The sequence below is a fragment of the Belliella kenyensis genome, assembly GCF_022549675.1.
Classification (GTDB): domain Bacteria; phylum Bacteroidota; class Bacteroidia; order Cytophagales; family Cyclobacteriaceae; genus Belliella; species Belliella kenyensis.
The window spans coordinates 158985-183135 of the sequence record NZ_JAKZGR010000003.1 but is presented as its reverse complement, the minus strand read 5'-3'; the positions used below and the strand labels follow the sequence as shown (position 1 = coordinate 183135).

The window sequence follows — 24151 nt, the reverse complement described above, 5'->3', positions numbered from 1 at the left end:
TATACATGAATTGAAATAATCAAAAAACAAGTTTCATAAACTAAACCACCTTAATTTTTACACATCCTTCCAAGAACTTGGGAAAAATTGGTGCTGAATTTTATCCTATTGATAATTTCCTATTTTTGTACCCTAAAACCAAAGCAGCCTTCACGTGAAAAAAATCGCCATACTTGCCTCAGGAAGTGGTAGCAATGCCGAAAAAATAATGGAACACTTCCAATTTTCTGATAAAGCTCAAATCGTACAGATAGGATCTAACAAAGAAGATGCTTACGTCCTTGAAAGAGCTAAAAAGTACGGCGTACCAACTTTTACTTTCAACAAAACAGCACTCGAACAAGGCACTGTCACAGAAAAGTTGATCGAAAATCAGGTGGATTGGGTGATCTTAGCAGGTTTTTTACTGAAAATTCCCCAAAACCTGATCAATAAATTCCCAAATAATATCATCAACATCCACCCTGCGCTACTCCCTAAATATGGAGGCATAGGTATGTATGGAATGAATGTGCACAGCGCTGTAAAAGAGGCTGGTGAAAAAGAAACAGGAATCACCATTCACTTGGTCAACGAAAATTATGATGAAGGCAAGATCATTTTTCAAGCTGCTACATCCATTGATGAAAAAGATAGCGCAGAAGAAATCGCTCAAAAAGTACACGCCTTAGAACATAAATATTTCCCTCAAATCATAGAAAGTATGCTTTGATCATAGAAAGCAAATAGAACAAAAGCAAAACCCACAATTATATTCGGGTTAATCCCTGTGTTTCCGTACCTTTGCGACTTGAAAAATAATTCCTTTCACTATATCAGTTCTTAGAAGACATTGATGATGATATTCATCTAGCTTTTAAGTGCATAAAAACATGGCAAACAAAAAAATTCAATCCGCTCTCATTTCAGTCTATTACAAGGACAACCTCGAACCTATCATCGAACAACTAAAGGCTCAAGGTGTAAAAATCTATTCTACTGGAGGCACCCAAAAATTCATAGAAGACCAAGGTGCTGAGGTCATTCCAGTAGAAGAATTGACTGGTTATCCATCAATTTTTGGAGGAAGGGTAAAGACACTTCACCCAAAAATCTTCGGAGGTATCCTTCACCGAAGAGATCACGAGGGAGATGTTTCTCAGGCTGGTGAGTTTGACATCCCTGCGATTGATTTGGTGATCGTCGACCTTTATCCATTTGAAGAAACTGTAGCCTCTGGTGCCTCTGAAGCTGATATTATAGAAAAAATTGATATTGGAGGAATCTCTCTGATCCGTGCAGCTGCCAAAAACTTCAAAGATGTAGTTATCATCGCCTCCAAAGCGCAGTATGGCGAACTTGAAGAAAGGTTGAAGTCTCAGGATGGTGCTACATCACTTGAGGATAGAAGGTATTTCGCAGCTCAGGCTTTCCAAGTATCTTCCAACTACGACACGCATATTTTCAATTATTTCAATCAAAGAGAAAATATCCCAGCATTGAAAGTGTCTGAGAGTAAAGCCAAATCTCTAAGATATGGGGAGAACCCTCACCAAGCTGCTCATTTCTATGGAGACATGGAGGCTCTTTTTGAGCAATTGAATGGCAAAGAACTTTCATACAACAACCTTGTAGATGTAGACGCAGCTGTTAACTTGATAGCTGAGTTCAAAGGTGAAACAGCTTTTGCTATCTTGAAGCATACCAACGCATGCGGAGTAGCTGTGGCAGATACGGTAAAAGAAGCATACTTAAAATCATTTGAGGCAGATACAACTTCTGCATTTGGTGGTGTATTGGTTACGAATCAAAAGGTAGATTTAGCCGCAGCAGAAGAAATGAATAGCCTTTTCTTCGAGGTTTTGATCGCACCAGCATTTGACGCTGACGCATTGGAGCTGTTGAAAGGAAAGAAAAACAGAATTTTGCTAGTGCAAAAAATGGATCTTCCAGGAACTAAGCAAATCAAAACTTTGCTTAACGGAATCATAGAGCAAGACAAAGATCTTCAAACAGAAACAAAAGCAGATTTCAAGATAGTAACCAAAGTATCTCCTTCGGATGCTGAAATGGACGCATTGGTATTTGCTGCGAAGGTTTGTAAACATACCAAATCAAATACCATCATCCTTAGCAATAACAATCAGCTATTTGCTTCAGGCGTAGGTCAAACATCCAGAGTAGATGCACTAAGACAAGCGATAGAAAAAGCCAAAAGCTTTAATTTTGACCTCAATGGTGCAGTGATGGCTTCTGATGCCTTCTTCCCATTCCCTGATTGTGTAGAGATTGCTTCCAAGGAAGGAATCAAGGCGGTAGTTCAACCAGGTGGATCTATCAAAGATCAAGATTCTATCAACTACTGTGATGCCAACGGCATGAGCATGGTAATGACAGGCGTGAGACACTTCAAACATTAAGAGTCCATTGATGAATTCAAAAAGGCCTGATCAAAATTCATTTTGTTCAGGCCTTTTTTTCTTTAAAAATGATTTAAATATGGATATACGGAACTTTGCCAATAACATTACAAAATTCCGATTTATCTAACTTCAGATATAAATTGATATTGGATACTTATGGATATTGACCATTAACAACCTGTTGAGCCAATGAATTAAAGTTGTTGGCAAAAAAGCGTATAATCAGATAAATTTTACTTTGAACGTACCATCATTTATTGATAAATCAGTTAGCAGAAATAAAATTTCTTAGATGATCCTTTTGAATGATTTTCTCCGAAACGGTAAGAAATTATTAATCTCAATTGAATCTGACAAAATCTAAAAATACCTTGAAAATCTCTATAGTTTGGATTCTATCTGCTAATTTGCAATCTAAATCTAAGAGCTCGATGAGTCTATTCCCTGAAAGGGGAAGATTAAGCAAGCATTTAATATGAAACACAAGTCACAACTCAAAATATACAACACCCTCTCAAGGGTAAAGGAGACTTTTGAACCTATCAAAGCACCATTCGTTGGCATGTATGTATGTGGTCCTACGGTCTATGGGGACGCACATTTAGGTCATGGAAGACCAGCTATTACTTTTGACACCGTGTATCGATACTTGAGCCACTTGGGCTACAAAGTACGCTATGTACGAAACATCACTGATGTCGGACACCTTCAAGGTGATGCTGATGAGGGTGAGGATAAGATCGCTAAGAAAGCCAAACTTGAGCAGCTGGAGCCTATGGAAGTCGCTCAACAGTATACAGATACGTACCATCGTGATATGCTAGCACTCAACACGATCAAGCCAAGTATAGAGCCAAGAGCAACAGGCCATATTCCAGAGCAGATTGCGCTTGTTCAGTCTATTCTTGACGAAGGACTGGCCTATGAAGTCAATGGATCTGTGTATTTCGATGTACTGAAATATAATGAAAGACAACAATACGGGAAATTATCAGGTAGAGTCTTGGATGATCTTATGAGTGGAACGCGAGACTTGGATGGACAATCTGAGAAAAGAAATGCTGTGGATTTTGCCTTGTGGAAAAATGCAGCCCCTGAGCACTTGATGAAATGGGAGTCACCCTGGGGAGTAGGGTTTCCTGGTTGGCATTTGGAATGTACAGCCATGAGTTCCAAATATTTGGGTAAACATTTTGATATACATGGAGGTGGAATGGATTTGATGTTTCCACATCATGAATGTGAAATTGCGCAAGGCAATGCATGTAATCATCAAGATCCTGCCAAATACTGGATGCACAATAATATGATCACCATCAATGGACAAAAGATGGGCAAATCTTTGGGTAATTTCATCACACTTCAAGAGCTCTTTACTGGAGAACATGAGCTTTTAGAGCAAGCCTATAGCCCAATGACGATCAGGTATTTTATCTTGACTGCCCACTACAGGTCTACCTTGGACTTTTCCAATGATGCACTAAAAGCAGCCCAAAAGGGTTACAAGAAAATCATCAATGGATTGAAAATTGCTCAAAAGCTTCAATACGTTCAAGATGACACCATAGGTATAGATGAAAAACAAGTGCAACAAGTAGAGCAAATCATTACTAATGCTTATAGAGCTATGGATGATGATTTCAATACTGCACAAGCGATTGGTCACATTTTCAACTTATTGAAAAAAATCAATTCTATGTACACTGGCCAGTTGCATCCAGCACATTTTGGAAAAGAAGTATTTGAAAATATGATCAATACTTACAGTACTTTTATCACAGAGATTTTAGGCTTAAGTGAAGAAAAGCCGAATAACCAAGAGGGCTTATTGGAAGTCCTTTTGAAATTGTATGGTGAGGCGAAAACAGCAAGGGATTATGCAAGAGTTGACGAAATAAGGAATTCTCTCAAATCCTTGGGTATCGTAGTGAAAGATATGAAAGACAAAATAGACTGGGCATATGAAGAGTAAAATTGCTTTATTGCTTTTATTGGCCTTAGTATTGGTAAGTGCTTGTGAGTCGAGTAAGAATACTGATGTATCCAGTAATGAAACTTATAATCAAGTTCCTGAATTCAATGCAGATTCTGCGTATGCCTTTATACAAAAACAAGTGGATTTTGGCCCAAGAGTACCGATGACAAAAGGGCATCAATTGACTAAAGAGTGGATCATTGAAAAATTCAAATCCTACGGATTAGAGGTCAAAGAACAAGATTTTCAAACGAAAACTCATGATGGGTTAACTTGGGATCTTACTAACATCATTGCATCTTTCAATCCTTCTGCCAGCAAACGTATCATGATCTCTGCACATTGGGACACAAGAAGGATAGCCGACAAGGACACGCAGCGGATCGATGAGCCTATAGATGGAGCAAATGATGGAGCATCGGGTGTTGGTATGGCATTGGAGATTGCAAGAGTATTAGCTACATCTGATTTGCAACCTGATGTTGGAGTAGATTTTATCTTGTTTGATGGAGAAGATGATGGAGAGCCAGAAAGCTCTTACAATAGAAACAATTCTCAAGTATGGTGGTGTCTTGGATCTCAACATTGGTCCAAAAATCCTCATCAAAATGGATACAATGCCTATTATGGAATTCTCTTAGATATGGTAGGCGCAAAAGGTGCCCGATTCTACAGAGAGGGATACTCAAGGTATTATGCCAAAAACATCGTCAATAAAGTTTGGAACTTTGGGATTGAATTGGGGTATTCAGATTATTTTATTTTGCAAGATGCAGGAGAAATCACAGATGATCACTACTTTGTAAATAAAGATGCAAAGATACCTATGATCAACATTATAGAGTTCTCCCCCAATACAGGTTTTGGACGATATCATCATACACATGATGACAACATGGATTTGATAGATGTCAGAACACTAAAGGCTGTAGGTCAAACAGTACTTTTCACACTCTATCAAGAGTAAAAACGCCTAAAGAAGAAAAAATGAAACGAGGTCATCAAGTTACCATGAAAGAGATTGCGAAGAAGCTAGGCTTGTCAGTTTCTACAGTTTCAAGGGCATTAAAAGATTCGCCAGAATTACATCCTGACACCAAACAGAAGGTGGTCGAAATGGCGAAAAGTATGAATTACCAACCCAATCTACTTGCTCAATCACTACGTATTAGTAGAAGCAAAGTATTGGGAGTCATCGTACCAGAGTTAACTTCCCACTTTTTCTCAAGCAATATTTCAGGGATTCAGGACACCGCATACAAGCGTGGCTACAATGTCATGATCTGTCAATCAAATGAATCATTTATTCAAGAGATATCAAACATCAAAATCCTCGTAGCGAGTCAGGTGGATGGATTATTGATTTCTCTGAGTAGAGAGACAAAAAATTATCAACACCTACAAGACCTTTATGATAGAGGAATTCCATTCATCATGTTTGACAGGGTCACAGAAGAACTACCTGTATCTAGGGTCACAGTAGATGATGCTGACGGAGCTTATCAAGTCACCAAGCATATACTTGAGCAAGGATGTAGAAAAGTCGCTTATATCTCTGGTCCAGAAGATTTGTACATAAGTAAAAAAAGAAAAGAGGGGTATTTGAGGGCTTTACGTGAATTTGGAATCGAAAATCCAGAAAGCAGAATCTATGCTTCAGATCTCAAAGAAGAGTCTAATAAAGCGATTGCTAAAAAAATACTCGAAGAGGAAGATCGAGCCGATGCCATCTTTGCTATGATAGACCCTTTGGCCATAGATGTGATGTTGGTACTTAAAGAATCTGGAATCAGAATCCCAGAAGATATTGCACTGGCAGGATTTACCAACAATCCAACCTCAGCAGTGGTGGAACCTTCCCTTACTACAGTGCTACAGCCTGGCTATGAAATGGGCAAAATAGCTGCCAATCACTTACTTGATCAGCTAGATGAAATTGCTTCCGACGAGCCTCAATCATTTATCTTGGAGACGACATTAGTACCAAGAAACTCTACCAAGAAGTCGAAATAACGACTTCTTTTCAATATTTCCGCTGAAAATCAGCAATTATCCTTCATATTTTAAAAGAATTGTGGGTAATTTGATTTTCAGCGTTTATTTTTAACATTCAAACCTATTCCCTTTAGTATGATTTCAGAACTTAAAACAAGTTCTTCACCTTTTGGCATCTTGCCGAATGGTCAAGAAATATGGCTTTACACCCTCGAAATAGAAGGAGTCATTAAAGCATCCATCATGAATTTAGGTGCTACCCTAACCCATCTTTTTGTTCCAGACAGGTTTGGGAACATGCAAGATGTCGTTTTAGGTTTTGATGATCTGGAAGGGTATTTGCAAAAAGAATATCAAGATAACTACTGCTATTTAGGAGCGACTATTGGAAGAGTTGGAGGAAGAACAAAAGGAAATAAGTTCACTCTGAATGGTAAAGTATATGACCTCCCATTGAATCAAGCGACAACACATCTCCATGGAGGAGAGGCAGGTTGGGACAGAAAGGTCTGGAATGCTGAATTTTTTCATGATGAAGAAGGTATTGGTGTCACATTTTCTCTTACTTGCCCAGATGGTGAGGGAGGTTATCCAGGAAATGTGGATATTAAGGTAAGTTATAAAATTGACGATGAAGCTGCATTATCTATCACTTATGAGGGTAAAACTGACGCACCGACTATACTTAACCCTACAAACCACAGTTATTTCAATCTTAGTGGAGACTTGTCTACTGACATTACTGATCATATTTTACAAATCAACTCGGAGAGATTCCTTCCTATCGATGAGAATAGCTTTGCTGAAGGCTATCTGCAAGAAGTGGCAAATTCCCCGTTTGATTTTCGCAAACCTACATTGATTGGGAAGGCATTGAGTAAAAAAGACAATGTTCAGCTTCAAAGAGGTAGCGGATTTGATCATGCGTTTGAAGTGGGAAATACTGAAATAGATGCCATCTTGCATGATCCTAAATCAGGTAGAACAATGCAATGTATCACTACTGCTCCTGCTATTCAAGTATATACTTCTAACTATATCAATGAGCATTTCAAAGGAAAAAATGACATTCCTTACAAGCACAGAGCAGCGATTTGCTTAGAAACACAAGGTTTTCCAGATGCTGCAAACCGAGAAGATCTCCCTTCTATCCACCTTAATCCAGAAGATAAGTTCTGGTCACAGACCATCTTCAAATTTACCACAAGTCTATAATACCAATCATGCAACTTCAAGAACAAATTCTAGACACCTTTAAAACAACATTTGGCAAAGATCCATTGATCGTTTATTCACCAGGAAGGATCAATCTTATCGGTGAACATACTGATTATAATGGTGGATTCGTATTACCTGCGGCGATAGACAAAAAGATGATTGTAGCGATTGCAGAAAATCAAACAACATTTGGTAAAATATATTCTTTGGATTTTAAAGAGGAGTATGTTTTTGATTTGAGTTCATTCTCCCCGAAGCCAGGACATTGGGCCACTTACATCATGGGAGTCGTAGCTCAGCTTCAGCAGGCAGGATATCAAGTAAAAGGCTTCGATATGGTATTTGGCGGAGACATTCCTGTAGGTGCTGGACTATCTTCATCAGCAGCACTTGAATGTGCTGTAGGGTTTGCACTTTCTACCCTCTTTGACTTTCAGATCCCTAAAACTTCTTTGGTCCACTATGCCCAAAAAGCAGAACATACTTTTGCCGGAGTAATGTGTGGAATCATGGATCAATTTGCTTCTGTCATGGGCAAAAAAGATCACGCCATTCGACTAGATTGTAGATCTTTAGATTTCGAATATTTCCCTATAGCACTTGGTGATTATAAATTATTACTGATAGATACCAAAGTGAAGCATTCATTGGCTGACAGTGCATACAATACAAGAAGGAATGAATGTGAAGCGGGAGTGCATGCAGCTCAAAAAATCAACCCTGAGATAAAGGATTTAAGAGATGTATCCTTAGAGCTGCTCGCTCAATTGGAACTGGAGGATAAGGTAAGGATGAGGTGCAAATATATCATTGAAGAAAATCAAAGAGTGATCGACTCATGCATAGCTTTAGAAAATGGAAACTTAGTACGTTTTGGTCAAAAGGTCTATGAATCGCATTATGGACTGAGTAATGAATTCGAAGTGAGCTGTGAAGAATTAGATTTCTTGGTAGACTATGTAAGAGACGAATCAGCAATCCTTGGTGCAAGAATGATGGGAGGTGGATTCGGTGGTTGTACAATAAACATTGTACACCAAGAGGAGGTCGAAAAGATCAAACAGTCAGTAGGTGAAGCCTATGAAGCGAAATTTGGAAGACTTCCAGAATTTTACTTGGTATCTCCTGAGGAAGGCTCTGGTGTTTTATAAAAAGGAGTCAGGCCATTAAGCTATTTCGCTGATTTAGGACTATTGAAAAAAATGAAGATTAAAAACCTTCAAAATTAGCTGATTGAAGCTTTTTTTGAGGGTTTTATTTTTTGAATGTTAAAAAAATCACATCACAGCAGAATAAAATTAATTCTCAAAACAACCTAAATCCTGCTGAAAGAACCAATTGTGTCTGTCTTTGATCTGTTTGAAATCCAGCTACGCTACCAGCAATTTTATTGAGAGAGCTTTCATATTTGGCATCCAAAATCAAGTTACCAATGTCAAGGCCAATTCCAGCTTGATAACCAATTGTGGAGTTTCTATACTCTATGGACTGTGTAGCTGCTATGGGATTTTCATTGAAAGATTGATCCAATAAAATACTAGCAATTGGCCCAGCCTGAATTCTAAAAAACTTTGCTAGCTTAAAGCCAATCATCAAAGGAATGTCTAACCTATTGAAATTTGTTTCCACAGTTGCATTGTTTGCTTCATCTATAATTACACCACCCGTATTGGTATAAAGAAATTCGGGCTGAACAAAAATGGATGCACCCCCCATCCTGACAAATGCCCCAACATGATATCCCAGCCTATCATCACCAGATTGATAACCGTCTCCATTTACTTTTATATTGGCTTGAGATATACCAAACTTAGGACCAATAGAGAAATCCTGGGCACTGACAGCAAAGCTACTTATCATGCAGATGATTATTAGAATGGTCTTTTTCATATTAATAGTATTTCATTCAGGTAATTAGTAAATGATCTTCTCAGCACTAGAGCCTCGATTGATAACGAATGATTTATGATTTTCTATAAACTTCAGCACGATTTTTTTTCTTTGGCTACCGTTATTTGCATTTTTTGAAGCTTTTGAAAATCATTTGTTTAAATATCAGAAATTAAATTTTAAAAAACATTAAATAGCATTCAAAAAGAAAAGTGGTTTTTGACAAAGAGTCAAAAACCACTTATGATTTTATTTTTTTGTTTTTTTATCCTCCAGCCTCTGGCTCTCCGAATACTCCAAAAAGGTTAAGCAATACCAATCCGATTACTATTGGACAGACAAACCTGATAAAAATCACCCAAATCTGCCCTGGACTGATTCCAAATATGATTTTCTTTTTGAAACCTGGGGAACCAAGTGCGATTTCGTCTACAAGGTCACTGGTCTTGAAACTCCAGCCTGAGAAAATGGCAAATAGTAGACACAGCACGGTAACTGAAAGCGTGCCAAACGTCCAATCCATAATATCTAACCAGCCAGTCTTCGTGATGGATCCAATCTTCATAGTCACTTGACTGAAAACACTTTCCTCTACCGAGCTCAAAATAGCAGGAATAGAGACTATCATCGCAACTATACCTACACCCCAAGCTGCTTTTTTTCTTGAAACCTTTTTCTCATCAATGAAATATCCCACAGGAACCTCAAGCATAGAAATCGTAGAAGTCAATGCTGCCACCATGAGTAGCAAGAAAAATGATGCTCCAATAATTGCACCTCCTGGTATTTGATCAAACACTTGAGGTAGAATATTAAACACCAAAGAAGGACCAACGTCTGGCTTCAAGCCTAATGCAAACACAGCTGGGAATATCATCAATCCCCCAAGTAGTGCAACAAAACTATCCAATGCACCTATCCACAAACCACTTGATACTAAATTGGAGCTTTTCGGTAGGTAAGAACCATAGGTTACCATCAAACCCCATCCTACACTCATAGAGAAAAATGCCTGACCTAAAGCTGCTAAGATTACCCCACCATCAATTTTTGAAAAATCGGGTTTCAAGTAATATTTAATACCCTCTGAGGCTCCTGGAAGCGTGACACTTCTAGCAGCGATCAATATGATCAAAATGAACAAAACTGGCATCAACAACTTAGAAGCTTTCTCAATGCCTCCTGAAACTCCTCCAAGGATCACTATGATCGTGATCATCATGAAAAAGAAAGTCAGTGGAATAATGTACTTTGGTGTCTCTACAAAAACTTCAAAATCTACCGGAATATTAATTAACTCAGTAATGATGTAACCCACTGTCCAACCTGCAATCACAGAGTAATAAGTAAGTACCATAAAACAAATCACTACACTCATGATACCAGGTATCATCCATAACTTATTCTTTGAAGCTTTTTTCATTGCCCCAATTGGATTTTTACCAGTAATTCTTCCCAATGCTAGTTCATTGAAAAGCAAAGGTGTACCAATCAACAATACACAGAGAATATAAACAAAGACAAAAGCGCCTCCTCCATTTTCTCCAGTGATGTAAGGAAATCTCCAAATATTACCAAGACCTACAGCCGATCCAGCTGCTGCCATTATAAACCCAAGGCTGGATCCCCACTGGCCCCTGCCTTCAGTTTCTGATTTTAATGCCATACTGTTTAATTAATTTGTTGTTGATTGATAAATTATTGTAATGTTAAGAATCGGCTAATTTAATTTGTTTTGCCAAAATACCAATTCCATCCATAAAACTTTTGGGATTATACCCTAAGTCTTTCACAGCTTTATCAATAAAAAATCCAGTTTTCATAGGCCTTTTTGCTTTTTGCTGAAATTTGGTAGAATTTGACTCTAAGATCAAGGTTTTATCCAATTGAAAAAAATCAGCTGTTGCCAAGGCCATTTGGTACGGTGTAAGTACATCCTTTCCCGAAATATTGTAGACACCCTTTGCATTGTGCTTAACGATAAGGAAACATCCTAAAGCCAAATCTTCGGCTAATGTTGGCGTACGGACTTGATCATTGACAAGTTGGATGTGTTTTCCTTTTTCTAGCGAGTCTTTTACCCACAAAATAATGTTTGATCTACTCATGTCATTGGCTATTCCGTAGACTAGCACAGTTCTTACGATAGCAGCATCAATGCTCGATTTCAAAATTATGTTTTCAGCTTCTAGTTTTGTCCATCCATAGAAGTTGACAGGATTGGCTTTATCATCCTCATGATATGGCCCATTTTGACCATCAAAAATAAAATCTGTTGACAAATGAATCAAATGTGTTTTGTATTTGGAACAGGCATCCACCAAGTTTTGAACAGCATGAATGTTTAGCTCTCTACACTTCTCTTTGTGATCTTCGCATTGATCTACCTTGGTCATAGCTGCCGTATGTATCACGAAGTCAGGCCTTAGCTTTTCAAAAGTATCCATCACTTGATCTTCTTTGCAAATATCCAATGTCACCCAGTTATCAATTTGCCAACTCGTTGGAAATCTACTTTTACCTAGACCACTTGGAATCAGGTCATAGTTTTCATCTTTAGAAATTAGATCTACCAACTTTTGTCCTAGTAGTCCATTTGCACCTGTTATAAGGATCTTCTTCTTCACTTTACTCATATGAATATCCATAGTCCTTGGTGATTTTTTTCTTGGTCATTTGGGAAACTGTCACTTTCATGTAGACTGTTTCCAATGGCTTGTCTTGAGATCCCGTCTTTTCTTTAGCAATCTGCTCCATCACATCAAGACCTTTGATCAATTGACCAAAAACTGTGTACTCATCATCCAAGTGAGGAACACCACCTATAGTACTGTAGGCCTCTACACGATCCTTTTTGATCTCTTTACCAAGTATAATGTTGTAAAAATCTTCTAACTTCTCCTTGTGCTCAAGCAGCATCTTATTCATTAGATCAAATGATCCCTCATTGTATAGTTGAGTATACTTTTCTTTCAGCTCTTTGTTACTACCCAACTGTAAATATTGATTGAATCGGGCACCAAGCTGTCTCATGTCTGTGGTCAACTCATCCCTGTCATAGACTTTGCCTTGTACAATATAAAACTGTGAACCACTGGATGCCTTTTCTGGATTCACGTTATCTCCCATTCTTGCAGCTGCAATCATACCTTTCGCATGCATTCTATTGGATGAAATTTCAGCAGGAATTGTATACCATTGATCTCTAGGCAAGCCTTCTTTGGCAAATACATCGCCACCCTGAATCATGAAATTTTCTATCACCCTATGAAACTCAGTAGAATCAAACCTACCCTTTTCAGCTAGTTCAATGAAATTTTTCTTATGCTTTGGTGTATCGTCAAACAATACCGCATACATTTCTCCGTGCCTAGTTTCGATTTTGATCAAATAGTCCTTCTCCACAGAGCAGCCCATCATCAAAAGGGCCAATACAGCAATAATATGAATAGTTTTCATTATTTATTCAAAGCGTTTTTGATTGACTTCAAAATCCTATCTCCACCAGACTGTAATACTTTGTCAGCTAGTTTGAAACCAAGCAATTCTGCATCTTTTACATTTCCTGTCACTTCATGGATGATTCTCTCTGATCCATCTAGAGACACTATACCCCCTTTGATTGTAAGCATCTCTTCTTTACAATCTGCAAGTGCAAAAACCGGTATGCTACATCCTCCTTCAAGCACTCTCAAATATGCTCGCTCAGCCAGAAGTCGATAGCCCGTCGTCTTGTGATGTGTAGCTTCCACAATTTTGGCTTTCAAAGCTTTATCTAAAGTTGATGCTGCTTCTATGGCCACAGAACCTTGACCCACTGCTGGAGTAAACTCATCAAGAGACAATTCTGCTCGGATCATGCTATCATAGCCCATTCTGTGCGCACCTGCATAGGCCAAAAGTAAGGCATCACATACTCCAGATTCCATTTTTGATATTCTGGTCTGGAGATTCCCACGCACTTCCACTGTTTTGATATGTGGATAGAAATGCTTTAAAGTAGCAACTCTCCTGGTAGAAGATGTCCCTAATATCAGTGGTTTGCTTGTATCTGTATAATCAATATCCTCTAAGTGACTCAAGATGATATCGTTCACTTTTTCTCGCTCTGTAAAAGCAATCAAGTCAAAACCATCAGGAAGTGAAGATTGCATGTCCTTGGCGCTATGTACGGCAATATCTATCACTCCTGAAGCTAGCTGATCTTCAAGCTCTTCAGTAAAAACACCCTTGCTTCCAATCTTTGCAATAGATACGTCAAGAATCTTATCACCTTTTGTTTCTATGATAATTATCTCTGAGGCTATACCATTTTTTTCTAGTAAATCAGCAACATGGTATGCTTGCCAGAGAGCAAGCTTACTGCCCCTAGTACCAATTTTTACGGTCTGCATTATTCTCTAATTTTCCTTTTAGTCGTCTTTTTATTGACTGATTCTTCTATGAACTTCACTATTTCTCCTGCAATATTGACACCTGTAGCTTTTTCTATTCCTTCCAAACCTGGGGAACTGTTTACTTCTAAGATCAGGGGACCTCTTGCCGATTGGAGCATATCCACCCCAGCAATATCTAGACCAAGTGCACGAGCTGCTCCTAAAGCTGCTTGTTTTTCAGCCCTACTCAATCGGATAACAGTGGCTTTTCCTCCTCTGTGCAAGTTTGATCTAAACTCACCCTCAGCTCCTTGTCGCTTCATTGCGCCCACTACCTTACCATTTACAATAAATGCCCTGATATCTGCTCCTTTGGCTTCTTTGATAAATTCTTGGACGATTATTCTTGCCTTCAAACCATGAAAAGCCTCAATAACAGACTGTCCAGCTTTCTTTGTCTCTGCCAAAACTACCCCTAGACCCTGAGTTCCTTCCAATAGCTTAATAATCAATGGAGCTCCTCCCACTTGCTCAATTAAGGTCTTTTCACCACCTTTTGAAAAATTTGTAAAGGCGGTCTTGGGCATACCTAAGCCTGCTTTCGATAAAATCTGAAGTGATCGTAATTTATCCCTACTTCTTACTATTGCCTGTGACTCTACAGCAGAAAATGCGCCCATCAATTCGAACTGACGTACCACCGCAGTACCATAAAAAGTCACTGAAGCACCTATCCTAGGAATGATAGCATCTACACCAATCAATTTCTCTCCTTTATAAATTATGGAAGGGCCTTCCTGCTCTATGATAATATCACAAAGAGAATGATCTACGATCATAGATTCATGACCAGCTGCCAAAATAGCTTCGTTCAATCTCTTTGTGGAATACAGCTGAGAGTTCCTTGATAATATTGCGATTTTCATTTTTTTGATTTTTGTGACAGGTTTATTGCTGAGACATCTACTAAAAACTTGCCTTGAACCATTTTCCGCCCAATAAGAATTGCATTTCTCATTTTTGACCTGTCTGTTAAAGTAAATTCAGCTTCAAACTCTTCACCAAACATACAGACTTTTGTAGTAATTTTATACCGTACTTCCGCTTGGCCAAAGGAATTTTTAACTTTTTTTTGAGTGTAAGATGTAGTTGAATAGGTTATATCCTTGTACCTCTTATGACTTGGAGATAGTACCTTATAAAATAGAGTCATAACTCCCTCTACTTCCCTTTCTTCTGCATATTGACAATGAATTGAACTTGTGTAAGCACCTGTATCTACCTTGGCAGATAGATTCTTCAATCCCCAAGTTGGCAGATCAATCTTTTCTTTTCTGCCAATAATCTTCTTTTCCATGAATTAATTCGTTTTTCTTCTTAGGATCCTCGCCAATTGGAATGACAAATCTGTGAATAAAATTTTTGAACTTGCATTTCTTTCCAAATGGTAATGCGAGGAATTCAGCTGATGATACATGTCTTGGATTTTCTCAGCGTCTAGTACATGTACGCCTAACTTTTCTATGAAATCTCTTTCCTCAGCACCACTTCTCATCAAAGAGACAAGTTGGGACTTACTGAGCATGACTTCCCGAAGTACATTCATTCCTGTAAGTAAGAAAGATTTTTGAGCTTCTTTATCTTTTTTGGAAAAATCATCCGCTCTAGACAAAAGCTTACTTATACTAAGGCTAAAGCAATCTCTATACCAGTCTCTAACTTGAAGCGTATTTTCGTCTTGTACTTGATCTATCATACGAAACGCTTCTCGCATACTTCCATCTGCCAAAGGAGCAATTTGCTCAGCAGCTTCCTTGGAGCACATTCCTTCAGACACGAGATGATCCTTGATTTCCTCATCGGAAAATGCCCTCACCATTACCTTTTGGGTTCGTGAGAGAATCGTAGTGAGAAGCTGCTCTGGTTGGGATGTAAGTAATAAAAACAATGTTTTTTCAGGTGGCTCTTCCAAAACTTTGAGCAGTGCATTGGCAGCAGCGGTATTCATATACTCTACACCCCATATCATCATGATTTTATATCCTCCCTCAAAAGACTTAAGAGATATGGTTCGCATGATATTACGAGCCGAGCCTTTTGAAATATTAAGCTGTTTCTTATCAATTTCATTGAAATAAATCCAATCCGAAATATTTCCAAAAGGCTGATTGATGGCAAAATCTCTAAATGAAGCTACAAAATCGACCTTTTTCTTTTTTTCATCATCTTCCTTCTCATCTCCGGGTGCTGGCATGACAAAGTTCATATCTGGATGCACCAGTTTGGCCATCTTTTGACAAGATGGACATGTACCACAGGCATCAGTCTCTCCAGGATTCTGACAGTGCAAATATGTCGATAATGCAAGAGCCATCTGAAGATTCGCTGAGCCCTCGGGCCCATGAAAGAGTAAAGCATGTGCGAGGTGATTACTCTTCACTGCATTAATGATTTTTTCTTTGACTTCATCAAGTCCTGGTATCGAAGAAAATAGCATAGTGGTAGATTAAATCGATTTGTCCCAAATTCGGTAATGCTTGGTAAGCTCAAATACCCTCTGAATGATATCCTTTTCTATGTTATTGTATTCTTTATTTCTTCTTCCCATCACCGCTATCGCTACCTCTTCGAATTTTCTCAATTGAAAAGTACTAAATCCCGCTGCTCCTCCCCAAGAGAATGATGGTACGAAATTTCTCGGATACCCATCACCGAAGACATTTGCACCTACGCCTATGACAGTTCCAGTATTGAACATGGTATTGATCCCAGACTTGGAGTGATCTCCCATCATCAGGCCACAAAATTGCAAACCAGTATTGGAAAAACCTCCTTTGGTATAATCCCATACCTTGACGTCAGCGTAATTGTTTTTTAGATTGGAAGTATTGGTATCGGCACCTAAGTTACACCATTCTCCTAATACAGAATTTCCCATGAATCCATCATGTCCTTTATTACTGTACCCAAATATCACCGAGTTGGAGACCTCTCCACCTACTTTGGAGTGAGGGCCTATAGTAGTATCTCCACGCATTTTTGCCCCCATATTGACCGTGGATCCTTCACATAGTGCAAATGGCCCTCTTATCAAAGCTCCCTCTTGGATTTCTGAATTTCGACCAATATAAATAGGGCCATTTTCAGCATTGAGAACTGCTGCTTTGATTTTGGCTCCAGGTTCTACAAATATTTGATCTTCACCATAAATTACGGTATGCTTATCTTCTATCCCGATTGAAGTTCTACCAGAAGTTATTCTTGAGAAATCTGCTTTGATCTCTGAAGAATTAAATTCAAAAATATTCCAGATCTTTTGGATCGATCTCACCTCTCCCGAGAAAGAAAGAGACTCTTTGCTTTTTGCCCATTCTATGGTGAAAGAGGCTGGAGATTCACAATGAGTCGCTATCAACAAATTCCCAGCCCACAACGCTTGAGAAGGCTCTAGCCTGGAAATTGTATCCCAAAGCTCTTGATTGGGGCACAAGGAACCATTCACCATGATCGAGGGCTGTGAGTCGTGCGGATATTTTGAAGCTAAGTAATCTTGTGTAAAATAGCCGATGGTAGAATTTGTGATTTTTTCCCATTTTTCGGAAATAGTCATGATCCCAACCCTGATAGCAGCTACTGGCCTTGTAAATGTAAAAGGCAATAATGAACCTCTGATAGCAGGGTCATCAAATAAAATCAAATTGTCCATGACACAAAAATAAAAAAGTCTCTCGGAATACAACTCCCCAGAGACTTTTTAAAACAATTATTGAAGTATTGTAAATTACTTCTTCGCGTATCTTTTGTTGAACTTCTCAACTCTACCAGCAGTATCCAACAACATTTTCTTACCTGTGTAGAAAGGATGAGAATTTGAACTTACTTCTATTTTGAATACTGGGTATTGCTTTCCATCTTCCCACTCGATTGTTTCGTTGGTTTCGATAGTTGACTTCGTCAAGAATTTATATTCGCTAGAGGTATCATAGAATACGACATCTCTGTAGTTTGGATGAATATCTTTTTTCATTGTATTATTATTTATCTTGTATCGCTTTTTTCAAATGAGGCACAAAGTTATCCTTTTTTAAAAAACCTTCCAAATCTATTTCTTGATTTTATCAAAAACTTTGCTTTATTCTGAAATTTATTTTTACAAATATACTCAATTGGAATCTAAAGCATCTGAATTCACACTACTTTTTATAGATTTACGATTCTTGAAAAGAAAATCACCTCATGAAAAACCTTTATTTGCTCATCACTTTTTTCGCCCTATCCCATGCGAAATTATTTGCTCAAGCTGCCTACGCTCCGTTCAACAGAGATTACTATCACCTCATAGAGCGGTATGAAATCATTGATGGTATCAGCTACAGTGAGTTTCACACGACTGTCAAACCTTACAGAAGAGATCAAATCTCAGCGTTGGTGAATAAATACGCTAGTGACTCTGCGAGGATTATGCAATCTGCATCAGATCAATTTAATACTAATTATCTACTGAATGATAGCTGGGAACAAAATTTGGATAATACAGAAAGCTCGAGAAATCCCATATTCAAAAATCTCTATCGAAGGCAAGCGGACTTGTATCATTACCGAGACGAAAATTTTGATATACATATCAATCCTGTCATATACCTATCAGCAGGCAAGGAGTCTGGAGAAGATGATTTTAGATTTCGTAATACAAGGGGCATTGAATTACGTGGATCTATAGATCAGAAAATTGGATTCTACACCTATCTCTCCACGACTCAAACGGTCTTCCCTTCCTGGGTAAAGGAATATGCTATAGCCAATGGAGCAGTCCCTGGTGAGGGTTTTTGGAAAGAATATGGGAATGAAGGCTACGGTTACTTCTCTGCCATGGGGCACATAAGCTTCAATGTAAGCAAACACATTCAAGCGCAGTTTGGACATGACAGAAACTTTGTTGGTGAAGGATATCGCTCGATGATTTTGTCAGACTTTTCCAATCCCTATGTTTTCTTCAAGCTAAATACAAAAATATGGAAGTTTAACTTGACCAACTTGTGGTCTCAAATGACTGCCGATGTGATCTACAATAGGCAAAGACCGACCGACGGGCGATACCCTCAGAAGTGGTTTAGTCACCATAGACTAGGCATCAATTTGGGCAAAAAGCTTAACGTTGGAGTTTTTGAATCAGTGATGGCTAATCAATTTGATTTGAATTACTTAAATCCAGTAATTTTTTACAGATGGATAGAGCATCAGCTTGGCACTCCAGACAAAGTGATGTTGGGATTTGATGGAAAATGGAACTTTACTCCTGGCATGCAGTTGTATGGACAATTTGCCTTAGATGAATTCGTTTTTAATGAATTCTTCGGAATTGATGGAAAAAACTCAAGTCGTAACAAGCATGCAATTCAACTAGGTTATAAATACATCAACCTGTTCAAAATAGCGAACTTAGATTTACAGCTTGAGTACAACCAAGCGAGACCATATACGTATCAAGAGAAATTCGAATACCAAGCATTCAATAATTACCGCACTCCGCTTGCACATCCATTGGGAGCAAATTTCAGAGAATGGATAGGCATTATCAGATATCAACCAGCCCCAAAAGTATTTATCCATGCTACAGGTATATATCAAAACTTCGGAACTGACCCAGACGAACTGACGAATTATGGTGGTGATTTACTTAAGAACAGGTTAGTGACAAATACAGGAATGGGACTTTTTGGTCACACTATAGGCCAAGGTATTTCCAATAATGTTTTGATGGGCAATGTAAATCTAAGCTATATGCTAAAGCACAATTTGTTCCTTGATTTCAGTCAAACACTTAGAAGAAAAACTGCACAAAACATTGACTCTCCAGAAATTCAATCATTTTCACAATTCGGAATACGATTAAATATCGTGAGGCAAGAATTCAATTATTAATATGTAATGAAGGAGGCATTTTAAATTTGACTAACTTGCGTCCTCAAAATATAATATAACCAAATGCAAACTTATTTCAGAATACTCTCCTATGCCAAACCTTATGGGAGATTTATTCCAATTTACATTTTCTATACCCTATTAGCGATCATTTTTAGCTTACTAAATTTCACTTTATTGAAGCCCTTATTTGATGTCATATTTGAACAAGGGGATGCAAGTCAATATGTCACAACACAAGAAGTACCAGAATTTTCGTTTACGATAGATTATTTTTTACAGCTATTCAATTTCTATTTCAATCAAGTAGCTGAAACTTACGGGAAATTCGGCACATTACTTTATGTATGTATCATAATAGTTATCTCCGTTTTTCTTTCTAACCTTTTCGCCTACCTATCAGGTGTAGTTCTAGCAAGAGTCAGAGCAGAGATCATCAAAAAAATGAGGATGGACATCTTCAGTCATGTTACTGAAATGCATATTGGTTATTTTTCGAGTGAAAGAAAAGGTGACCTCATGTCCAAAATGACAAACGATATCCAAGAAGTTGAAAATAGTATTGTTCAATCTCTTCGTGTAGTATTTAGAGAACCTGCCACTATCATTTTGTACTTTGCTGTTCTATTTTTTATGTCTGTCAAATTGACCCTTTTCACGATTCTGATCATCCCAATTTCAGGCGCAATCATAGGAGGGATTACCAAAAGATTGAAAAAGACGGCAGTTGAAAGTCAAGAATCATTAGGTAGAATCGTGAACATTTTGGATGAAACCATCGGAGGTATGAGGGTAATTAAGGCATTTGGTGCTCAGAAATACGTCAATGGAAAATTTGACGAAGAGACAGACTACTATTCCGAGGTCAATATATCTATGGCCAAAAAGAATGAATTAGCATCACCCATTTCACAATTTATGGGTGTATCGGTAGTAGCTGGAATTTTGATTTATGGGGGCAGCTTGGTTTTGAGTAATAATTCTGATTTGAGCGCAAGTGATTTCATCACCTATATCATCATATTCACTCAAGTACTGAACCCTGCCAAAGAGATCTCAAGAGCTGCAAGCGTGATTCAAAGAGGATTAGCTTCCGCTGAGCGGATCTTCAAGGTAGTAGATACACCTAGTAAGATTAAGAATCCAACACATCCAAAACCTGTAACCGGCTTCGAAAAAGAAGTAACCTTCGACAAAGTCAGCTTCCGTTATCAAAAAGAATTAGTCCTCAAGGATATTAGCTTCAGTCTTGAAAAAGGTAAAACAATAGCCCTGGTAGGTCAGTCAGGTGGAGGGAAATCTACCATAGCAGATCTTGTACCTAGATTCTATGACCCGAGCCAGGGACAGATACTCTTAGATGGGGTTCCATTGCACGAATTCCGCCTTCTAGAGCTAAGAAGTTTGATGGGCATTGTCACCCAAGAGTCAATATTATTCAATGACACAGTGTTCAACAATATAGCCTTTGGACTTGAAAACACCTCGGAGGAAGCGGTAATTGAAGCTGCAAAAATTGCAAATGCTCATGAATTTATCGTTGGATTAGAAAAAGGATACCAGACTTCAATAGGTGAGCGGGGCATGAAGCTATCCGGGGGACAACGTCAGCGCCTAAGCATCGCAAGAGCAGTGCTAAAAAATCCTCCAATTCTTATCTTGGATGAGGCTACCTCTGCCTTGGATTCAGAGTCGGAACACTTGGTACAAGAAGCATTGACCAAACTCATGGCCAATAGAACGACTTTGGTAATTGCACATAGACTTAGCACGATTCAACATGCAGACTTGATTTTAGTGGTTCAGAAAGGTAAAATTGTACAAAGAGGTACTCACCAAGAGCTGATTGAGCAAGAAGGTATTTACAAGAAACTTTCCTCAATGCAGACAGTTTAGTATATTTAACGACCCAAACAATTAAAAAACGAATCAGATGAGTAAATTTAATAGTATCATGCAATTGCTAGTTGCATTGTTTTTTGCAGTTAGCTTGGTGTTTTTCTTAAGCTTCGAAAGCACAAAGAGCTTATTTGGAATGGAAACGCTACAATCTGGGACCGTAGTCACGTTTTTGCTAGTCGGTCTTATCCTATTCTTATGCGCTTGGGGCACATCCTCACTCGTAGCTAGAAACTTAAGAAGTGATCTAGCAAAAAAGGAACTAGAGAAAAAAGAGCTAAAAGCCAGAATGTATGACTTGGAACAGAGTATCAAACTCAAGAGCTTTGAGCAAAGGATTGAACCTAAAGAAGAGGAAAAGGATAATTCCGTAATCAAACCAAGGCAGAATTTCAAATAAGAATTCAGCTTTTTAGTACAAAAATCATTACATTAGGAAATCTTTTAGATTTCCTTTTTTATTGAATTTCAAATAAGAATCATGGTAGCAAAAACTTTTGGAAGTGCTGTATCAGGTGTAGATGCAAAGCTGATCACCATTGAGGTAAATGTGGGTCAGGGAACGAACTTCTTCATGGTCGGACTCCCAGATAGCGCAGTCAAAGAAAGTCAACAGCGGGTAGAGTCTGCTCTGAAATACTATGGCTATAGAATGCCCAGACAAAAAGTAGTAGTAAATCTCGCGCCAGCAGACATTAGAAAAGAAGGCTCGTCTTACGATCTTCCGATTGCTATGGGAATATTAAAAGCCTCGGAGCAAGTCATTTTCCCCACTTTAGATCAATATGTGATCATGGGTGAACTTGCTCTTGACGGTCAGCTGAGACCTGTAAAAGGTGTATTACCCATCGCTATCGAAGCTCGTAAAAAAGGATTTAAGGGATTTATCCTACCACTCGAAAATGCTGCCGAAGCATCGATAGTCAATAGCTTAGACATCATTGGGGTATCTCATGTCGATGAAGCCATCAGGTTTTTGGAAGGTGAGTTGGAAATAGAGCCACTGATCACTGATACAAGAGATATTTTTTATAATTCCTTAGCCAAATATGAGTTCGATTTTGCAGATGTACAAGGTCAAGAAAACATCAAGCGCGCTATGGAGATCGCTGCCACGGGTGGTCATAATGTAATCATGATAGGGCCTCCAGGTGCAGGAAAGACTATGCTTGCTAAGCGACTCCCTTCCATTTTACCACCCCTGTCTCTTCAAGAGGCTTTGGAAACGACCAAGATACATTCTGTAGCAGGTAAGCTTGGCAAAAATGCATCCTTAATCGCACAGAGACCTTTCAGAAGTCCACATCATACCATTTCGGATGTAGCCTTGGTAGGTGGTGGAGGAAACCCACAGCCTGGAGAAATTTCCCTATCGCACAATGGCGTCTTGTTTTTGGATGAGTTACCAGAGTTCAAAAGAACAGTGCTAGAAGTGATGAGACAGCCGCTTGAAGAGCGAAAAGTAACTATCTCTAGGGCAAAAGTATCTGTAGATTATCCTGCTAACTTTATGCTCATAGCTAGTATGAATCCATGTCCTTGTGGCTATTACAACCATCCAGAAAAAGAATGTGTCTGTGGACCAGGAGTAGTACAACGCTACCTAAATAAGGTATCTGGTCCTCTGCTAGATAGAATTGATCTCCATGTAGAAGTGACGCCTGTCAAGTTTGACGAGATGACTTCTACTAGAAAAGCCGAATCGAGTGATTCGATTAGAGATCGAGTGATCATTGGTAGAAAACTTCAATTTGAACGGTTTGAAAAATTTCCTGAAATCTACTGTAATGCCATGATGCCATCTCATATGGTCAAAGAAATGTGTCAGATCAATGAAGCAGGGAAATCATTGCTCAAAACGGCCATGGAAAGATTAGGACTTTCAGCAAGAGCATATGACAGGATATTGAAAGTAGCAAGAACAATCGCAGACTTAGCAAATAGCGAAAACATAAAAGTAGAACATTTGGCAGAGGCTATTCAATACAGAAGCTTAGATAGAGAAGGTTGGGCAGGATAGTATTCATGGTCTACATAAATTCCTCTTTTATCATGACTGCATAAAAAAAGCCTCTAATATCCCAGAAATATTAGAGGCTTTTGCAATTTGATTGAGCATTTTAAGCTTCAGCAAACTGATTGCAACCGAAGTTAGCACCAGTAATAAACTCTACCGCCTTTGCATCCGCATTTAGTGGCTTGCCATTGTTCAAAACTGGAATGATATAGTCTGGATCCATTTTAGAATCAATGTGGCTTAATTTATTACACTCTCCATAATTTTCCTTTTTAGCAACAACTGGCGCTTCTGGCTGCCAGTGATTACAATTTGAGCATGTTTTTTCCATTTTTTTGTGTGATTAGTTTGTATTAAATATACGAAAAACCTTACCAAAAGTGCTGTAACACAATAATTTGAAATTAAACTAAATAAGCTTAACTAGTCATCTAGCAATGATACAAACCCAAGCAAA

General features: G+C 38.5%; 22 protein-coding genes. 11 read left to right on the top strand and 11 right to left on the bottom strand.

Going from position 1 to position 24151, the window contains the following annotated elements:
* Nucleotides 1–154 precede the first annotated feature (154 nt).
* From purN to MM214_RS04100, 7 genes are all read left to right on the top strand, one after another.
* Nucleotides 155–712 (top strand): phosphoribosylglycinamide formyltransferase, encoded by a 558-nt coding sequence (purN, locus tag MM214_RS04130; RefSeq protein WP_241292334.1) that lies wholly within the window; start codon nucleotides 155–157, stop codon nucleotides 710–712.
* A 160-nt stretch (nucleotides 713–872) separates the two neighbouring features.
* Nucleotides 873–2399 (top strand): bifunctional phosphoribosylaminoimidazolecarboxamide formyltransferase/IMP cyclohydrolase, encoded by a 1527-nt coding sequence (purH, locus tag MM214_RS04125; RefSeq protein WP_241292332.1) that lies wholly within the window; start codon nucleotides 873–875, stop codon nucleotides 2397–2399.
* Between the two features lie 478 nt (nucleotides 2400–2877).
* Nucleotides 2878–4374 (top strand): cysteine--tRNA ligase, encoded by a 1497-nt coding sequence (cysS, locus tag MM214_RS04120; protein ID WP_241292330.1) that lies wholly within the window; start codon nucleotides 2878–2880, stop codon nucleotides 4372–4374.
* A complete protein-coding gene (locus MM214_RS04115; protein WP_241292327.1) occupies nucleotides 4364–5344 on the top strand; it encodes a M28 family peptidase in 981 nt (326 codons plus the stop codon). Before cysS ends, MM214_RS04115 begins: the two co-directional genes overlap by 11 nt.
* A gap of 20 nt (nucleotides 5345–5364) precedes the next feature.
* Entirely contained in the window at nucleotides 5365–6390 is a 1026-nt protein-coding gene (locus tag MM214_RS04110) for a LacI family DNA-binding transcriptional regulator (protein ID WP_241292324.1), read from the top strand.
* 117 nt (nucleotides 6391–6507) lie between these two features.
* Nucleotides 6508–7587 (top strand): aldose epimerase family protein, encoded by a 1080-nt coding sequence (locus MM214_RS04105; RefSeq protein WP_241292322.1) that lies wholly within the window; start codon nucleotides 6508–6510, stop codon nucleotides 7585–7587.
* Between the two features lie 8 nt (nucleotides 7588–7595).
* The gene (locus MM214_RS04100; RefSeq protein ID WP_241292319.1) at nucleotides 7596–8741 is read left to right on the top strand and encodes a galactokinase; all 1146 of its coding nucleotides are present in this window, start codon (nucleotides 7596–7598) and stop codon (nucleotides 8739–8741) included.
* Nucleotides 8742–8895: 154 nt separating this feature from the next.
* Here the strand turns inward: MM214_RS04100 and MM214_RS04095 are convergent, their stop codons facing one another.
* The 10 genes from MM214_RS04095 to MM214_RS04050 form a co-directional block, all read right to left on the bottom strand.
* Nucleotides 8896–9480, bottom strand: a complete 585-nt coding sequence (locus MM214_RS04095; RefSeq protein ID WP_241292317.1) for a porin family protein — start codon at nucleotides 9478–9480, stop codon at nucleotides 8896–8898.
* 265 nt (nucleotides 9481–9745) lie between these two features.
* Nucleotides 9746–11146, bottom strand: coding sequence for a sodium-dependent transporter (locus MM214_RS04090; protein ID WP_241292314.1), 1401 nt, complete (start codon nucleotides 11144–11146; stop codon nucleotides 9746–9748).
* Between the two features lie 43 nt (nucleotides 11147–11189).
* Nucleotides 11190–12128, bottom strand: a complete 939-nt coding sequence (locus tag MM214_RS04085; protein ID WP_241292311.1) for an SDR family oxidoreductase — start codon at nucleotides 12126–12128, stop codon at nucleotides 11190–11192.
* A complete protein-coding gene (locus tag MM214_RS04080) occupies nucleotides 12109–12939 on the bottom strand; it encodes a peptidylprolyl isomerase (protein WP_241292308.1) in 831 nt (276 codons plus the stop codon). Before MM214_RS04080 ends, MM214_RS04085 begins: the two co-directional genes overlap by 20 nt.
* Nucleotides 12939–13874 (bottom strand): hydroxymethylbilane synthase, encoded by a 936-nt coding sequence (gene hemC / locus MM214_RS04075; RefSeq protein ID WP_241292306.1) that lies wholly within the window; start codon nucleotides 13872–13874, stop codon nucleotides 12939–12941. The genes MM214_RS04080 and hemC overlap by 1 nt, the downstream gene beginning before the upstream one ends.
* Nucleotides 13874–14782, bottom strand: a complete 909-nt coding sequence (gene rimK, locus MM214_RS04070; RefSeq protein ID WP_241292302.1) for a 30S ribosomal protein S6--L-glutamate ligase — start codon at nucleotides 14780–14782, stop codon at nucleotides 13874–13876. Before rimK ends, hemC begins: the two co-directional genes overlap by 1 nt.
* The gene (locus MM214_RS04065) at nucleotides 14779–15213 is read right to left on the bottom strand and encodes an ATP-dependent zinc protease family protein (protein ID WP_241292300.1); all 435 of its coding nucleotides are present in this window, start codon (nucleotides 15211–15213) and stop codon (nucleotides 14779–14781) included. The genes rimK and MM214_RS04065 overlap by 4 nt, the downstream gene beginning before the upstream one ends.
* Before the next feature lie 3 nt (nucleotides 15214–15216).
* A complete protein-coding gene (locus tag MM214_RS04060; protein ID WP_241292298.1) occupies nucleotides 15217–16353 on the bottom strand; it encodes a DNA polymerase III subunit in 1137 nt (378 codons plus the stop codon).
* Between the two features lie 9 nt (nucleotides 16354–16362).
* The gene (locus MM214_RS04055; RefSeq protein WP_241292296.1) at nucleotides 16363–17562 is read right to left on the bottom strand and encodes a GlmU family protein; all 1200 of its coding nucleotides are present in this window, start codon (nucleotides 17560–17562) and stop codon (nucleotides 16363–16365) included.
* Between the two features lie 75 nt (nucleotides 17563–17637).
* Nucleotides 17638–17883, bottom strand: a complete 246-nt coding sequence (locus tag MM214_RS04050; RefSeq protein WP_241292294.1) for a type B 50S ribosomal protein L31 — start codon at nucleotides 17881–17883, stop codon at nucleotides 17638–17640.
* Nucleotides 17884–18092: 209 nt separating this feature from the next.
* Between MM214_RS04050 and MM214_RS04045 the strand changes: the two genes are divergently transcribed.
* The 4 genes from MM214_RS04045 to MM214_RS04030 all read left to right on the top strand — a co-directional run bounded on the left by MM214_RS04045 (nucleotide 18093) and on the right by MM214_RS04030 (nucleotide 23697).
* The gene (locus MM214_RS04045) at nucleotides 18093–19778 is read left to right on the top strand and encodes a hypothetical protein (RefSeq protein ID WP_241292292.1); all 1686 of its coding nucleotides are present in this window, start codon (nucleotides 18093–18095) and stop codon (nucleotides 19776–19778) included.
* Between the two features lie 63 nt (nucleotides 19779–19841).
* Nucleotides 19842–21674, top strand: a complete 1833-nt coding sequence (locus MM214_RS04040; RefSeq protein WP_241292290.1) for an ABC transporter ATP-binding protein — start codon at nucleotides 19842–19844, stop codon at nucleotides 21672–21674.
* A gap of 37 nt (nucleotides 21675–21711) precedes the next feature.
* Entirely contained in the window at nucleotides 21712–22077 is a 366-nt protein-coding gene (locus tag MM214_RS04035; RefSeq protein WP_241292288.1) for a hypothetical protein, read from the top strand.
* Between the two features lie 81 nt (nucleotides 22078–22158).
* A complete protein-coding gene (locus MM214_RS04030) occupies nucleotides 22159–23697 on the top strand; it encodes a YifB family Mg chelatase-like AAA ATPase (protein WP_241292285.1) in 1539 nt (512 codons plus the stop codon).
* A 100-nt stretch (nucleotides 23698–23797) separates the two neighbouring features.
* Here the strand turns inward: MM214_RS04030 and MM214_RS04025 are convergent, their stop codons facing one another.
* Nucleotides 23798–24025 carry a hypothetical protein gene (locus tag MM214_RS04025; protein ID WP_241292282.1) on the bottom strand — a complete coding sequence of 76 codons (228 nt, stop codon included), beginning with the start codon at nucleotides 24023–24025 and terminating at the stop codon, nucleotides 23798–23800.
* Nucleotides 24026–24151 lie beyond the last annotated feature (126 nt).

Excerpts from the sequence above, each read along its gene's own strand:
- MM214_RS04025 (WP_241292282.1), bottom strand. The coding sequence starts at position 24,025 with ATGGAAAAAACATGCTCAAATTGTAATCACTGGCAGCCAGAAGCGCCA.
- MM214_RS04105 (WP_241292322.1), top strand. The coding sequence starts at position 6,508 with ATGATTTCAGAACTTAAAACAAGTTCTTCACCTTTTGGCATCTTGCCG.
- MM214_RS04085 (WP_241292311.1), bottom strand. The coding sequence starts at position 12,128 with ATGGATATTCATATGAGTAAAGTGAAGAAGAAGATCCTTATAACAGGT.
- MM214_RS04040 (WP_241292290.1), top strand. The coding sequence starts at position 19,842 with ATGCAAACTTATTTCAGAATACTCTCCTATGCCAAACCTTATGGGAGA.
- hemC (WP_241292306.1), bottom strand. The coding sequence starts at position 13,874 with ATGCAGACCGTAAAAATTGGTACTAGGGGCAGTAAGCTTGCTCTCTGG.
- MM214_RS04090 (WP_241292314.1), bottom strand. The coding sequence starts at position 11,146 with ATGGCATTAAAATCAGAAACTGAAGGCAGGGGCCAGTGGGGATCCAGC.
- MM214_RS04030 (WP_241292285.1), top strand. The coding sequence starts at position 22,159 with ATGGTAGCAAAAACTTTTGGAAGTGCTGTATCAGGTGTAGATGCAAAG.
- MM214_RS04055 (WP_241292296.1), bottom strand. The coding sequence starts at position 17,562 with ATGGACAATTTGATTTTATTTGATGACCCTGCTATCAGAGGTTCATTA.
- MM214_RS04035 (WP_241292288.1), top strand. The coding sequence starts at position 21,712 with ATGAGTAAATTTAATAGTATCATGCAATTGCTAGTTGCATTGTTTTTT.
- MM214_RS04060 (WP_241292298.1), bottom strand. The coding sequence starts at position 16,353 with ATGCTATTTTCTTCGATACCAGGACTTGATGAAGTCAAAGAAAAAATC.
- purH (WP_241292332.1), top strand. The coding sequence starts at position 873 with ATGGCAAACAAAAAAATTCAATCCGCTCTCATTTCAGTCTATTACAAG.
- rimK (WP_241292302.1), bottom strand. The coding sequence starts at position 14,782 with ATGAAAATCGCAATATTATCAAGGAACTCTCAGCTGTATTCCACAAAG.
- MM214_RS04045 (WP_241292292.1), top strand. The coding sequence starts at position 18,093 with ATGAAAAACCTTTATTTGCTCATCACTTTTTTCGCCCTATCCCATGCG.
- MM214_RS04080 (WP_241292308.1), bottom strand. The coding sequence starts at position 12,939 with ATGAAAACTATTCATATTATTGCTGTATTGGCCCTTTTGATGATGGGC.
- cysS (WP_241292330.1), top strand. The coding sequence starts at position 2,878 with ATGAAACACAAGTCACAACTCAAAATATACAACACCCTCTCAAGGGTA.
- MM214_RS04050 (WP_241292294.1), bottom strand. The coding sequence starts at position 17,883 with ATGAAAAAAGATATTCATCCAAACTACAGAGATGTCGTATTCTATGAT.
- MM214_RS04095 (WP_241292317.1), bottom strand. The coding sequence starts at position 9,480 with ATGAAAAAGACCATTCTAATAATCATCTGCATGATAAGTAGCTTTGCT.
- MM214_RS04110 (WP_241292324.1), top strand. The coding sequence starts at position 5,365 with ATGAAACGAGGTCATCAAGTTACCATGAAAGAGATTGCGAAGAAGCTA.
- MM214_RS04065 (WP_241292300.1), bottom strand. The coding sequence starts at position 15,213 with ATGGAAAAGAAGATTATTGGCAGAAAAGAAAAGATTGATCTGCCAACT.
- MM214_RS04100 (WP_241292319.1), top strand. The coding sequence starts at position 7,596 with ATGCAACTTCAAGAACAAATTCTAGACACCTTTAAAACAACATTTGGC.
- MM214_RS04115 (WP_241292327.1), top strand. The coding sequence starts at position 4,364 with ATGAAGAGTAAAATTGCTTTATTGCTTTTATTGGCCTTAGTATTGGTA.